1 protein-coding gene (running past both ends of the window) is annotated in these 16,341 nt (G+C 44.2%); it reads right to left on the bottom strand.

This entire window lies inside a single protein-coding gene on the bottom strand: locus ACQUQZ_RS05190, encoding a gliding motility-associated C-terminal domain-containing protein (protein ID WP_435353703.1). The 48,060-nt coding sequence extends 13,153 nt beyond the window's left edge and 18,566 nt beyond its right edge, so the window shows coding positions 18,567–34,907, spanning codon 6,189 (partial) through codon 11,636 (partial); reading right to left, the first codon wholly in view occupies positions 16,338–16,340. Both codon boundaries (start and stop) fall beyond the window edges.

Genomic DNA, 16,341 nt, shown 5'->3' with positions numbered 1-16,341 from the left:
GATGAGCTACTGCCACAAGAATTACTACAAATTGCTGTATAGGTTCCTGCTACACTCACTTCGATGATGCTCGTCGTTGCTCCTGTACTCCATGTTAAACTTCCTACACAACCACTCGCTGTTAATTTCGCTTTCTCTCCATCACAACATATCGTCTTGTCTGAACTGATCAGTGGTGCATTTGGCTTGCTGTTTTGGTTGATTACCACTGGATTACTTGATCCACTACTACCACATACATTACTACAAATTGCCGTATATGTGCCCGCTGCACTGACGGTGATGATATTGGTCGTCGCTCCAGTACTCCATGTCAAACTTCCCACACAGCCACTCGCTGTCAATACTGCACTTTCTCCAACACAAATACCTGTCTTGTCTGCACTGATCAATGGTGCATTTGGTTTGCTGTTTTGGTTGATTACCACTGGATTACTTGATCCACTACTACCACATACATTACTACAAATTGCCGTATATGTGCCTGCTGCACTGACGGTGATGATATTGGTCGTCGCTCCAGTACTCCATGTTAAACTTCCCACACAACCACTTGCTGTCAATACTGCACTTTCTCCAACACAAATACCTGTCTTGTCTGCACTGATCAATGGTGCATTTGGCTTGCTTCCTGTATTGATCAATATCTCATTCGACTTAGGACTTACCCCACAAATCGTCTCACATACCACTGAATAGGTACCTGCTACAAGTACTGTAATACTGCTTGTCGTAGCTCCAGTACTCCAGTTCAAACTACCATTACAACCACTTGCTATTAACGTCGCACTCTCTCCTAAACATAGCGTCTCTTTATTCGTTGCGATCGTTGGAGTTGTTGGTTTTACTCCTGTCCTGATTATTATTGGGGTCGATGATGAGCTACTGCCACAAGAATTACTACAAATTGCTGTATAGGTTCCTGCTACACTCACTTCGATGATGCTCGTCGTTGCTCCTGTACTCCATGTTAAACTTCCTACACAACCACTCGCTGTTAATTTCGCTTTCTCTCCATCACAACATATCGTCTTGTCTGAACTGATCAGTGGTGCATTTGGCTTGCTGTTTTGGTTGATTACCACTGGATTACTTGATCCACTACTACCACATACATTACTACAAATTGCCGTATATGTGCCCGCTGCACTGACGGTGATGATATTGGTCGTCGCTCCAGTACTCCATGTTAAACTTCCCACACAACCACTTGCTGTCAATACTGCACTTTCTCCAACACAAATACCTGTCTTGTCTGCACTGATCAATGGTGCATTTGGTTTGCTGTTTTGGTTGATTACCACTGGATTACTTGATCCACTACTACCACATACATTGCTACAAGTTGCCGTATAAGTACCCGCTGCACTGACGGTGATGATATTGGTCGTCGCTCCAGTACTCCATGTTAAACTTCCCACACAACCACTTGCTGTCAATACTGCACTTTCTCCAACACAAATACCTGTCTTGTCTGCACTGATTAATGGGGTATTTGGTTTGCTGTTTTGGTTGATTACCACTGGATTACTTGATCCACTACTACCACATACATTGCTACAAATTGCCGTATAAGTACCCGCTGCACTGACGGTGATGATATTGGTCGTCGCTCCAGTACTCCATGTCAAACTTCCCACACAACCACTTGCTGTCAATACTGCACTTTCTCCAACACAAATACCTGTCTTGTCTGCACTGATTAATGGTGCATTTGGCTTGCTGTTTTGGTTGATTACCACTGGATTACTTGATCCACTACTACCACATACATTACTACAAATTGCCGTATATGTGCCCGCTGCACTGACGGTGATGATATTGGTCGTCGCTCCAGTACTCCATGTCAAACTTCCCACACAGCCACTCGCTGTCAATACTGCACTTTCTCCAACACAAATACCTGTCTTGTCTGCACTGATCAATGGTGCATTTGGTTTGCTGTTTTGGTTGATTACCACTGGATTACTTGATCCACTACTACCACATACATTACTACAAATTGCCGTATATGTGCCTGCTGCACTGACGGTGATGATATTGGTCGTCGCTCCAGTACTCCATGTTAAACTTCCCACACAACCACTTGCTGTCAATACTGCACTTTCTCCAACACAAATACCTGTCTTGTCTGCACTGATCAATGGTGCATTTGGCTTGCTGTTTTGGTTGATTACCACTGGATTACTTGATCCACTACTACCACATACATTGCTACAAGTTGCCGTATATGTGCCTGCTGCACTGACGGTGATGATATTAGTCGTCGCTCCAGTACTCCATGTCAAACTTCCCACACAACCACTTGCTGTCAATACTGCACTTTCTCCAACACAGACACCTGTCTTGTCTGCACTGATCAATGGTGCATTTGGCTTGCTGTTTTGGTTGATTACCACTGGATTACTTGATCCACTACTACCACATACATTGCTACAAATTGCCGTATAAGTACCCGCTGCACTGACGGTGATAATATTAGTCGTCGCTCCAGTACTCCATGTTAAACTTCCCACACAACCACTTGCTGTCAATACTGCACTTTCTCCAACACAAATACCTGTCTTGTCTGCACTGATCAATGGTGCATTTGGCTTGCTGTTTTGGTTGATTACCACTGGATTACTTGATCCACTACTACCACATACATTACTACAAATTGCCGTATATGTGCCCGCTGCACTGACGGTGATGATATTAGTCGTCGCTCCAGTACTCCATGTTAAACTTCCCACACAACCACTTGCTGTCAATACTGCACTTTCTCCAACACAAATGCCGGTCTTGTCTGCACTGATCAATGGTGCATTTGGCTTGCTGTTTTGGTTGATTACCACTGGATTACTTGATCCACTACTACCACATACATTGCTACAAGTTGCCGTATATGTGCCTGCTGCACTGACGGTGATGATATTAGTCGTCGCTCCAGTACTCCATGTCAAACTTCCCACACAACCACTTGCTGTCAATACTGCACTTTCTCCAACACAGACACCTGTCTTGTCTGCACTGATCAATGGTGCATTTGGCTTGCTGTTTTGGTTGATTACCACTGGATTACTTGATCCACTACTACCACATACATTGCTACAAATTGCCGTATAAGTACCCGCTGCACTGACGGTGATAATATTAGTCGTCGCTCCAGTACTCCATGTTAAACTTCCCACACAACCACTTGCTGTCAATACTGCACTTTCTCCAACACAAATACCTGTCTTGTCTGCACTGATCAATGGTGCATTTGGCTTGCTGTTTTGGTTGATTACCACTGGATTACTTGATCCACTACTACCACATACATTGCTACAAATTGCCGTATATGTGCCTGCTGCACTGACGGTGATGATATTAGTCGTCGCTCCAGTACTCCATGTTAAACTTCCCACACAACCACTTGCTGTCAATACTGCACTTTCTCCAACACAAATACCTGTCTTGTCTGCACTGATCAATGGTGCATTTGGCTTGCTGTTTTGGTTGATTACCACTGGATTACTTGATCCACTACTACCACATACATTGCTACAAATTGCCGTATATGTGCCTGCTGCACTGACGGTGATGATATTAGTCGTCGCTCCAGTACTCCATGTTAAACTTCCCACACAGCCACTCGCTGTCAATACTGCACTTTCTCCAACACAGATACCGGTCTTGTCTGCACTAATCAATGGGGCATTTGGCTTGCTGTTTTGGTTGATTACCACTGGATTACTTGATCCACTACTACCACATACATTGCTACAAATTGCCGTATATGTGCCTGCTGCACTGACGGTGATGATATTAGTCGTCGCTCCAGTACTCCATGTCAAACTTCCCACACAACCACTTGCTGTCAATACTGCACTTTCTCCAACACAAATACCTGTCTTGTCTGCACTGATCAATGGTGCATTTGGCTTGTTTCCTGTATTGATCAATATCTCATTCGACTTAGGACTTACCCCACAAATCGTCTCACATACCACTGAATAGGTTCCTGCTACAAGTACTGTAATACTGCTTGTCGTCGCTCCAGTACTCCAGTTCAAACTACCATTACAACCACTTGCTATTAATGTCGCACTCTCTCCTAAACATAGCGTCTCTTTATTCGTTACGATCGTTGGAGTTGTTGGTTTTACTCCTGTCCTGATTATTATTGGGGTCGATGATGAGCTACTGCCACAAGAATTACTACAACTTGCTGTATAGGTTCCTGCTACACTCACTTCGATGATGCTCGTCGTTGCTCCTGTACTCCATGTCAAACTTCCTACACAACCACTCGCTGTTAATTTCGCTTTCTCTCCATCACAACATATCGTCTTGTCTGCACTAATCAGTGGTGCATTTGGCTTGCTGTTTTGGTTGATTACCACTGGATTACTTGATCCACTACTACCACATACATTGCTACAAATTGCCGTATATGTGCCTGCTGCACTGACGGTGATGATATTAGTCGTCGCTCCAGTACTCCATGTTAAACTTCCTACACAACCACTCGCTGTCAATACTGCACTTTCTCCAACACAGATGCCTGTCTTGTCTGCACTGATCAATGGTGCATTTGGTTTGCTGTTTTGGTTGATTACCACTGGATTACTTGATCCACTACTACCACATACATTGCTACAAATTGCCGTATATGTGCCTGCTGCACTGACGGTGATGATATTAGTCGTCGCTCCAGTACTCCATGTTAAACTTCCCACACAGCCACTTGCTGTCAATACTGCACTTTCTCCAACACAAATGCCGGTCTTGTCTGCACTGATCAATGGTGCATTTGGCTTGCTGTTTTGGTTGATTACCACTGGATTACTTGATCCACTACTACCACATACATTGCTACAAGTTGCCGTATATGTGCCTGCTGCACTGACGGTGATGATATTAGTCGTCGCTCCAGTACTCCATGTCAAACTTCCCACACAACCACTTGCTGTCAATACTGCACTTTCTCCAACACAGATACCTGTCTTGTCTGCACTGATCAATGGTGCATTTGGCTTGCTGTTTTGGTTGATTACCACTGGATTACTTGATCCACTACTACCACATACATTGCTACAAATTGCCGTATAAGTACCCGCTGCACTGACGGTGATAATATTAGTCGTCGCTCCAGTACTCCATGTTAAACTTCCCACACAACCACTTGCTGTCAATACTGCACTTTCTCCAACACAAATACCTGTCTTGTCTGCACTGATCAATGGTGCATTTGGCTTGCTGTTTTGGTTGATTACCACTGGATTACTTGATCCACTACTACCACATACATTGCTACAAATTGCCGTATATGTGCCTGCTGCACTGACGGTGATGATATTAGTCGTCGCTCCAGTACTCCATGTTAAACTTCCCACACAACCACTTGCTGTCAATACTGCACTTTCTCCAACACAAATACCTGTCTTGTCTGCACTGATCAATGGTGCATTTGGCTTGCTGTTTTGGTTGATTACCACTGGATTACTTGATCCACTACTACCACATACATTGCTACAAATTGCCGTATATGTGCCTGCTGCACTGACGGTGATGATATTAGTCGTCGCTCCAGTACTCCATGTTAAACTTCCCACACAGCCACTCGCTGTCAATACTGCACTTTCTCCAACACAGATACCGGTCTTGTCTGCACTAATCAATGGGGCATTTGGCTTGCTGTTTTGGTTGATTACCACTGGATTACTTGATCCACTACTACCACATACATTGCTACAAATTGCCGTATATGTGCCTGCTGCACTGACGGTGATGATATTAGTCGTCGCTCCAGTACTCCATGTCAAACTTCCCACACAACCACTTGCTGTCAATACTGCACTTTCTCCAACACAAATACCTGTCTTGTCTGCACTGATCAATGGTGCATTTGGCTTGTTTCCTGTATTGATCAATATCTCATTCGACTTAGGACTTACCCCACAAATCGTCTCACATACCACTGAATAGGTTCCTGCTACAAGTACTGTAATACTGCTTGTCGTCGCTCCAGTACTCCAGTTCAAACTACCATTACAACCACTTGCTATTAATGTCGCACTCTCTCCTAAACATAGCGTCTCTTTATTCGTTACGATCGTTGGAGTTGTTGGTTTTACTCCTGTCCTGATTATTATTGGGGTCGATGATGAGCTACTGCCACAAGAATTACTACAACTTGCTGTATAGGTTCCTGCTACACTCACTTCGATGATGCTCGTCGTTGCTCCTGTACTCCATGTCAAACTTCCTACACAACCACTCGCTGTTAATTTCGCTTTCTCTCCATCACAACATATCGTCTTGTCTGCACTAATCAGTGGTGCATTTGGCTTGCTGTTTTGGTTGATTACCACTGGATTACTTGATCCACTACTACCACATACATTGCTACAAATTGCCGTATATGTGCCTGCTGCACTGACGGTGATGATATTAGTCGTCGCTCCAGTACTCCATGTCAAACTTCCTACACAACCACTCGCTGTCAATACTGCACTTTCTCCAACACAGATGCCTGTCTTGTCTGCACTGATCAATGGTGCATTTGGCTTGTTTCCTGTATTGATCAATATCTCATTCGACTTAGGACTTACCCCACAAATCGTCTCACATACCACTGAATAGGTTCCTGCTACAAGTACTGTAATACTGCTTGTCGTCGCTCCAGTACTCCAGTTCAAACTACCATTACAACCACTTGCTATTAATGTCGCACTCTCTCCTAAACATAGCGTCTCTTTATTCGTTACGATCGTTGGAGTTGTTGGTTTTACTCCTGTCCTGATTATTATTGGGGTCGATGATGAGCTACTGCCACAAGAATTACTACAACTTGCTGTATAGGTTCCTGCTACACTCACTTCGATGATGCTCGTCGTTGCTCCTGTACTCCATGTCAAACTTCCTACACAACCACTCGCTGTTAATTTCGCTTTCTCTCCATCACAACATATCGTCTTGTCACTTGTAATAGTCGGAGCTACAGGAGTGGTTCCCTTGGTTACAATTACCGAATTTGAAACGTTACTTGAACAATCACCTACTTTACAAATGGCAGTATAGGTTCCTTCATTCGCTACAGTAATAGTATTACCAGTAGCTGTTGTTGACCAAACTACAGTTCCACTTACACAAGCAGATGCTACCAGTGTAACAGAACCTTTTTCGCATATTGTATTTGCACCATCAACACTGATTGTAGGTGGTGTTGGTTTTTCTTTCACATCAACCGTTACTGTTCCAGTTGTAGTACATAGTTCTTTTGTTACAACAATAGTATAAACACCTTCAGCTGCTAACGTTACACTATTAATTGTAACAATTCTACCCGACTGAGCAAAAGCATTGGGTCCTGTCCATTGATATGTTGCACCAATACCATAATCTGGGGCAGTCAATGTTAAGTTCTGCCCTTCACAAACATTAGCATTTGTTGAAACAATTTTCTCCAATACTTTGATTGTTACAACTGTTGCTGTTGTTCCTATACACCCTTTACTATCAGTTACAGTTACATTGTAAGTGCCTTGTTCAGCTAATGTTGCTGGTGTGATAAATGGATTTTGTAATGTTGAGGTAAAGCTATTTGGACCTGTCCAAGAATATGTAATACCACCACTTGATGTTAAGCTAATTGTTGTTCCTTCACAAACTGGTGAATTACTACCAATAGTTGGAACTAAAGGAGCTGGTTGATTAACAATAATACCAGTAAGTGATACCTTACAACCATTTGCGTCAGTTACTTGAACAGTATAAGTACCTGCGGCTAAACCTGTAATGGTTTGAGTAGTGGCTCCCGTATTCCATTGGTAAGAATATGGTGTTTTACCACCGCTAACATTGACAGTTGCAGAACCATCTTTGCCTGAGTAACATGTTACATCCGTCTTAGAAGGTGTAGCAATTAATTTATCTGGTTGTTTAACTTCAACCACAGTTGTTTTAATACAGTAATTTTGGTCTTTCACAGTAAATGTATAAACTCCTGCTGTCAAACCACTAAACACATTGCTTGGTTGGAAGTTAATTCCATCTTTACTGTATGAATAAGGTGTTTTACCTCCGGTTGCTGTTAAAGTAACAGAGCCATTTGTTTCATCATTACATTTAACATCTATACTTGTACCTGTCAACGTAAGTGGTTCAGGTTGAGTAATATACACACTTGCCGTTGCACTGCAATTGTTCGCATCTGTTACTGTGACACTGTATGTACCTGCAGCTAAACCTGTTAAGTCTTCTGTCGTTGCTCCATTGCTCCACAAATATTTCAAAGCTCCTGTACCACCACTCGCTGTTAAGTTCGCTTTGCCACTGTTATCGCCATTACAAGTTAAGTTTGTACCTACTATGCTCGCTACTACTTTCGTTGGTTCGGTGATTAACACACTGGCCGTTGCACTGCAATTGTTCGCATCGGTTACTGTTACTGAATATGTACCTGCAGCTAAACCTGTTAAGTCTTCCGTCGTTGCTCCATTGCTCCACAAATATTTCAAAGCTCCTGTGCCACCACTCGCTGTTAAGTTCGCTTTGCCACTGTTATCCCCATTACAAGTCAAGTTTGTACCTACTATGCTTGCTACTACTTTTGTTGGTTCGGTGATTAACACACTGGCTGTTGCACTGCAATAGTTCGCATCGGTTACTGTGACACTGTATGTACCTGCAGCTAAACCTGTTAAATCTTCTGTCGTTGCTCCATTGCTCCACAAATATTTCAAAGCTCCTGTGCCACCACTCGCTGTCAAGTTCGCTTTGCCACTGTTATCCCCATTACAAGTTAAGTTTGTACCAACAATGCTTGCTACTACTTTTGTTGGTTCGGTGATTAACACACTGGCTGTTGCACTGCAACTGTTCGCATCGGTTACTGTGACACTGTATGTACCTGCAGCTAAACCTGTTAAGTCTTCTGTCGTTGCTCCATTGCTCCACAAATATTTCAAAGCTCCTGTGCCACCACTCGCTGTCAAGTTCGCTTTGCCACTGTTATCCCCATTACAAGTCAAGTTTGTACCTACTATGCTTGCTACTACTTTTGTTGGTTCGGTGATTAACACACTGGCTGTTGCACTGCAACTGTTCGCATCGGTTACTGTTACTGAATATGTACCTGCAGCTAAACCTGTTAAGTCTTCTGTCGTTGCTCCATTGCTCCACAAATATTTCAAAGCTCCTGTGCCACCACTCGCTGTTAAGTTCGCTTTGCCACTGTTATCGCCATTACAAGTTAAGTTTGTGCCAACAATGCTTGCTACTACTTTCGTTGGTTCGGTGATTAATACACTGGCAGTCGCACTGCAATAGTTCGCATCGGTTACTGTGACACTGTATGTACCCGCAGCTAAACCTGTTAAATCTTCTGTCGTTGCTCCATTGCTCCACAAATATTTCAAGGCTCCTGTGCCACCACTCGCTGTCAAGTTCGCTTTGCCACTGTTATCGCCATTACAAGTTAAGTTTGTGCCAACAATGCTTGCTACTACTTTCGTTGGTTCGGTGATTAACACACTGGCAGTCGCACTGCAATTGTTCGCATCGGTTACTGTGACACTGTATGTACCCGCAGCTAAACCTGTTAAGTCTTCTGTCGTTGCTCCATTGCTCCACAAATATTTCAAGGCTCCTGTGCCACCACTCGCCGTCAAGTTCGCTTTGCCACTGTTATCGCCATTACAAGTTAAGTTTGTGCCAACAATGCTTGCTACTACTTTCGTTGGTTCGGTGATTAACACACTGGCTGTTGCTGTACACGAGTTCGCATCGGTTACTGTTACTGAATATGTACCCGCAGCTAAACCTGTTAAGTCTTCTGTCGTTGCTCCATTGCTCCACAAATATTTCAAGGCTCCTGTGCCACCACTCGCCGTCAAGTTCGCTTTGCCACTGTTATCGCCATTACAAGTCAAGTTTGTACCTACTATGCTCGCTACTACTTTTGTTGGTTCGGTGATTAACACACTGGCTGTTGCTGTACACGAGTTCGCATCGGTTACTGTTACTGAATATGTACCCGCAGCTAAACCTGTTAAGTCTTCTGTCGTTGCTCCATTGCTCCACAAATATTTCAAGGCTCCTGTGCCACCACTCGCTGTTAAGTTCGCTTTGCCACTGTTATCCCCATTACAAGTCAAGTTTGTGCCAACAATGCTTGCTACTACTTTCGTTGGTTCGGTGATTAATACACTGGCTGTTGCACTGCAACTGTTCGCATCGGTTACTGTTACTGAATATGTACCTGCAGCTAAACCTGTTAAGTCTTCTGTCGTTGCTCCATTGCTCCACAAATATTTCAAAGCTCCTGTGCCACCACTCGCTGTTAAGTTCGCTTTGCCACTGTTATCGCCATTACAAGTTAAGTTTGTGCCAACAATGCTTGCTACTACTTTTGTTGGTTCGGTGATTAATACACTGGCAGTCGCACTGCAATAGTTCGCATCGGTTACTGTGACACTGTATGTACCTGCAGCTAAACCTGTTAAATCTTCTGTCGTTGCTCCATTGCTCCACAAATATTTCAAAGCTCCTGTGCCACCACTCGCTGTCAAGTTCGCTTTGCCACTGTTATCCCCATTACAAGTTAAGTTTGTACCAACAATGCTTGCTACTACTTTTGTTGGTTCGGTGATTAACACACTGGCTGTTGCACTGCAACTGTTCGCATCGGTTACTGTGACACTGTATGTACCTGCAGCTAAACCTGTTAAGTCTTCTGTCGTTGCTCCATTGCTCCACAAATATTTCAAAGCTCCTGTGCCACCACTCGCTGTCAAGTTCGCTTTGCCACTGTTATCCCCATTACAAGTCAAGTTTGTACCTACTATGCTTGCTACTACTTTTGTTGGTTCGGTGATTAACACACTGGCTGTTGCACTGCAACTGTTCGCATCGGTTACTGTTACTGAATATGTACCTGCAGCTAAACCTGTTAAGTCTTCTGTCGTTGCTCCATTGCTCCACAAATATTTCAAAGCTCCTGTGCCACCACTCGCTGTTAAGTTCGCTTTGCCACTGTTATCGCCATTACAAGTTAAGTTTGTGCCAACAATGCTTGCTACTACTTTCGTTGGTTCGGTGATTAATACACTGGCAGTCGCACTGCAATAGTTCGCATCGGTTACTGTGACACTGTATGTACCCGCAGCTAAACCTGTTAAATCTTCTGTCGTTGCTCCATTGCTCCACAAATATTTCAAGGCTCCTGTGCCACCACTCGCTGTCAAGTTCGCTTTGCCACTGTTATCCCCATTACAAGTTAAGTTTGTACCTACTATGCTCGCTACTACTTTTGTTGGTTCGGTGATTAACACACTGGCTGTTGCTGTACACGAGTTCGCATCGGTTACTGTGACACTGTATGTACCCGCAGCTAAACCTGTTAAGTCTTCTGTCGTTGCTCCATTGCTCCACAAATATTTCAAGGCTCCTGTGCCACCACTCGCCGTCAAGTTCGCTTTGCCACTGTTATCGCCATTACAAGTTAAGTTTGTGCCAACAATGCTTGCTACTACTTTCGTTGGTTCGGTGATTAATACACTGGCAGTCGCACTGCAATAGTTCGCATCGGTTACTGTGACACTGTATGTACCCGCAGCTAAACCTGTTAAATCTTCTGTCGTTGCTCCATTGCTCCACAAATATTTCAAGGCTCCTGTGCCACCACTCGCTGTCAAGTTCGCTTTGCCACTGTTATCGCCATTACAAGTCAAGTTTGTACCTACTATGCTTGCTACTACTTTTGTTGGTTCGGTGATTAACACACTGGCTGTTGCTGTACACGAGTTCGCATCGGTTACTGTTACTGAATATGTACCCGCAGCTAAACCTGTTAAATCTTCTGTCGTTGCTCCATTGCTCCACAAATATTTCAAGGCTCCTGTACCACCACTCGCTGTCAAGTTCGCTTTGCCACTGTTATCGCCATTACAAGTCAAGTTTGTACCTACTATGCTTGCTACTACTTTTGTTGGTTCGGTGATTAACACACTGGCTGTTGCTGTACACGAGTTCGCATCGGTTACTGTGACACTGTATGTACCCGCAGCTAAACCTGTTAAATCTTCTGTCGTTGCTCCATTGCTCCACAAATATTTCAAGGCTCCTGTGCCACCACTCGCTGTTAAGTTCGCTTTGCCACTGTTATCGCCATTACAAGTTAAGTTTGTGCCAACAATGCTTGCTACTACTTTCGTTGGTTCGGTGATTAATACACTGGCAGTCGCACTGCAATAGTTCGCATCGGTTACTGTTACTGAATATGTACCTGCAGCTAAACCTGTTAAATCTTCTGTCGTTGCTCCATTGCTCCACAAATATTTCAAGGCTCCTGTGCCACCACTCGCTGTCAAGTTCGCTTTGCCACTGTTATCCCCATTACAAGTTAAGTTTGTGCCAACAATGCTTGCTACTACTTTCGTTGGTTCGGTGATTAATACACTGGCAGTCGCACTGCAATAGTTCGCATCGGTTACTGTGACACTGTATGTACCCGCAGCTAAACCTGTTAAATCTTCTGTCGTTGCTCCATTGCTCCACAAATATTTCAAGGCTCCTGTGCCACCACTCGCTGTTAAGTTCGCTTTGCCACTGTTATCGCCATTACAAGTTAAGTTTGTGCCAACAATGCTTGCTACTACTTTCGTTGGTTCGGTGATTAATACACTGGCAGTCGCACTGCAATAGTTCGCATCGGTTACTGTTACTGAATATGTACCTGCAGCTAAACCTGTTAAATCTTCTGTCGTTGCTCCATTGCTCCACAAATATTTCAAGGCTCCTGTGCCACCACTCGCTGTCAAGTTCGCTTTGCCACTGTTATCCCCATTACAAGTTAAGTTTGTGCCAACAATGCTTGCTACTACTTTCGTTGGTTCGGTGATTAATACACTGGCAGTCGCACTGCAATAGTTCGCATCGGTTACTGTGACACTGTATGTACCTGCAGCTAAACCTGTTAAGTCTTCTGTCGTTGCTCCATTGCTCCACAAATATTTCAAGGCTCCTGTACCACCACTCGCTGTCAAGTTCGCTTTGCCACTGTTATCCCCATTACAAGTCAAGTTTGTACCTACTATGCTTGCTACTACTTTTGTTGGTTCGGTGATTAACACACTGGCTGTTGCTGTACACGAGTTCGCATCGGTTACTGTTACTGAATATGTACCCGCAGCTAAACCTGTTAAGTCTTCTGTCGTTGCTCCATTGCTCCACAAATATTTCAAGGCTCCTGTGCCACCACTCGCTGTTAAGTTCGCTTTGCCACTGTTATCGCCATTACAAGTTAAGTTTGTGCCAACAATGCTTGCTACTACTTTCGTTGGTTCGGTGATTAATACACTGGCAGTCGCACTGCAATAGTTCGCATCGGTTACTGTGACACTGTATGTACCCGCAGCTAAACCTGTTAAATCTTCTGTCGTTGCTCCATTGCTCCACAAATATTTCAAAGCTCCTGTGCCACCACTCGCCGTCAAGTTCGCTTTGCCACTGTTATCGCCATTACAAGTCAAGTTTGTACCTACTATGCTTGCTACTACTTTCGTTGGTTCGGTGATTAACACACTGGCTGTTGCACTGCAACTGTTCGCATCGGTTACTGTTACTGAATATGTACCTGCAGCTAAACCTGTTAAGTCTTCTGTCGTTGCTCCATTGCTCCACAAATATTTCAAGGCTCCTGTACCACCACTCGCCGTTAAGTTCGCTTTGCCACTGTTATCCCCATTACAAGTCAAGTTTGTACCTACTATGCTCGCTACTACTTTCGTTGGTTCGGTGATTAATACACTGGCAGTCGCACTGCAATTGTTCGCATCGGTTACTGTTACTGAATATGTCCCTGCAGCTAAACCTGTTAAGTCTTCTGTCGTTGCTCCATTGCTCCACAAATATTTCAAGGCTCCTGTGCCACCACTCGCTGTTAAGTTCGCTTTGCCACTGTTATCGCCATTACAAGTTAAGTTTGTGCCTACAATGCTCGCTACTACTTTTGTTGGTTCGGTGATTAATACACTGGCAGTCGCACTGCAATTGTTCGCATCGGTTACTGTTACTGAATATGTACCCGCAGCTAAACCTGTTAAGTCTTCTGTCGTTGCTCCATTGCTCCACAAATATTTCAAAGCTCCTGTGCCACCACTCGCTGTCAAGTTCGCTTTGCCACTGTTATCCCCATTACAAGTCAAGTTTGTACCTACTATGCTTGCTACTACTTTCGTTGGTTCGGTGATTAACACACTGGCAGTCGCACTGCAACTGTTCGCATCGGTTACTGTTACTGAATATGTACCTGCAGCTAAACCTGTTAAGTCTTCTGTCGTTGCTCCATTGCTCCACAAATATTTCAAAGCTCCTGTGCCACCACTCGCTGTCAAGTTCGCTTTGCCACTGTTATCGCCATTACAAGTTAAGTTTGTACCTACTATGCTCGCTACTACTTTTGTTGGTTCGGTGATTAACACACTGGCTGTTGCTGTACACGAGTTCGCATCGGTTACTGTTACTGAATATGTACCCGCAGCTAAACCTGTTAAGTCTTCTGTCGTTGCTCCATTGCTCCACAAATATTTCAAGGCTCCTGTGCCACCACTCGCTGTCAAGTTCGCTTTGCCACTGTTATCGCCATTACAAGTTAAGTTTGTGCCAACAATGCTCGCTACTACTTTTGTTGGTTCGGTGATTAACACACTGGCTGTTGCTGTACACGAGTTCGCATCGGTTACTGTGACACTGTATGTACCCGCAGCTAAACCTGTTAAGTCTTCTGTCGTTGCTCCATTGCTCCACAAATATTTCAAGGCTCCTGTGCCACCACTCGCCGTCAAGTTCGCTTTGCCACTGTTATCGCCATTACAAGTTAAGTTTGTGCCAACAATGCTTGCTACTACTTTCGTTGGTTCGGTGATTAACACACTGGCTGTTGCACTGCAACTGTTCGCATCGGTTACTGTTACTGAATATGTACCTGCAGCTAAACCTGTTAAGTCTTCTGTCGTTGCTCCATTGCTCCACAAATATTTCAAAGCTCCTGTGCCACCACTCGCTGTTAAGTTCGCTTTGCCACTGTTATCGCCATTACAAGTTAAGTTTGTGCCAACAATGCTTGCTACTACTTTCGTTGGTTCGGTGATTAATACACTGGCAGTCGCACTGCAATAGTTCGCATCGGTTACTGTTACTGAATATGTACCCGCAGCTAAACCTGTTAAATCTTCTGTCGTTGCTCCATTGCTCCACAAATATTTCAAGGCTCCTGTGCCACCACTCGCTGTCAAGTTCGCTTTGCCACTGTTATCCCCATTACAAGTTAAGTTTGTGCCAACAATGCTCGCTACTACTTTTGTTGGTTCGGTGATTAACACACTGGCTGTTGCTGTACACGAGTTCGCATCGGTTACTGTTACTGAATATGTACCCGCAGCTAAACCTGTTAAGTCTTCTGTCGTTGCTCCATTGCTCCACAAATATTTCAAGGCTCCTGTGCCACCACTCGCTGTCAAGTTCGCTTTGCCACTGTTATCGCCATTACAAGTTAAGTTTGTGCCAACAATGCTCGCTACTACTTTCGTTGGTTCGGTGATTAATACACTGGCAGTCGCACTGCAATAGTTCGCATCGGTTACTGTGACACTGTATGTACCCGCAGCTAAACCTGTTAAATCTTCTGTCGTTGCTCCATTGCTCCACAAATATTTCAAGGCTCCTGTGCCACCACTCGCTGTCAAGTTCGCTTTGCCACTGTTATCCCCATTACAAGTTAAGTTTGTGCCAACAATGCTCGCTACTACTTTTGTTGGTTCGGTGATTAACACACTGGCTGTTGCTGTACACGAGTTCGCATCGGTTACTGTGACACTGTATGTACCCGCAGCTAAACCTGTTAAGTCTTCTGTCGTTGCTCCATTGCTCCACAAATATTTCAAGGCTCCTGTGCCACCACTCGCCGTCAAGTTCGCTTTGCCACTGTTATCCCCATTACAAGTTAAGTTTGTGCCAACAATGCTTGCTACTACTTTTGTTGGTTCGGTGATTAACACACTGGCTGTTGCTGTACACGAGTTCGCATCGGTTACTGTTACTGAATATGTACCCGCAGCTAAACCTGTTAAGTCTTCTGTCGTTGCTCCATTGCTCCACAAATATTTCAAAGCTCCTGTGCCACCACTCGCTGTTAAGTTCGCTTTGCCACTGTTATCGCCATTACAAGTTAAGTTTGTGCCAACAATGCTTGCTACTACTTTCGTTGGTTCGGTGATTAATACACTGGCAGTCGCACTGCAATAGTTCGCATCGGTTACTGTGACACTGTATGTACCCGCAGCTAAACCTGTTAAATCTTCTGTCGTTGCT

It is taken from the genome of Emticicia sp. SJ17W-69, from assembly GCF_051209875.1.
Taxonomy (GTDB): Bacteria; Bacteroidota; Bacteroidia; order Cytophagales; family Spirosomataceae; genus Emticicia.
The sequence above is the reverse complement of the archived record's forward strand: the minus strand, read 5'-3'. Positions and strand labels throughout refer to the sequence as shown.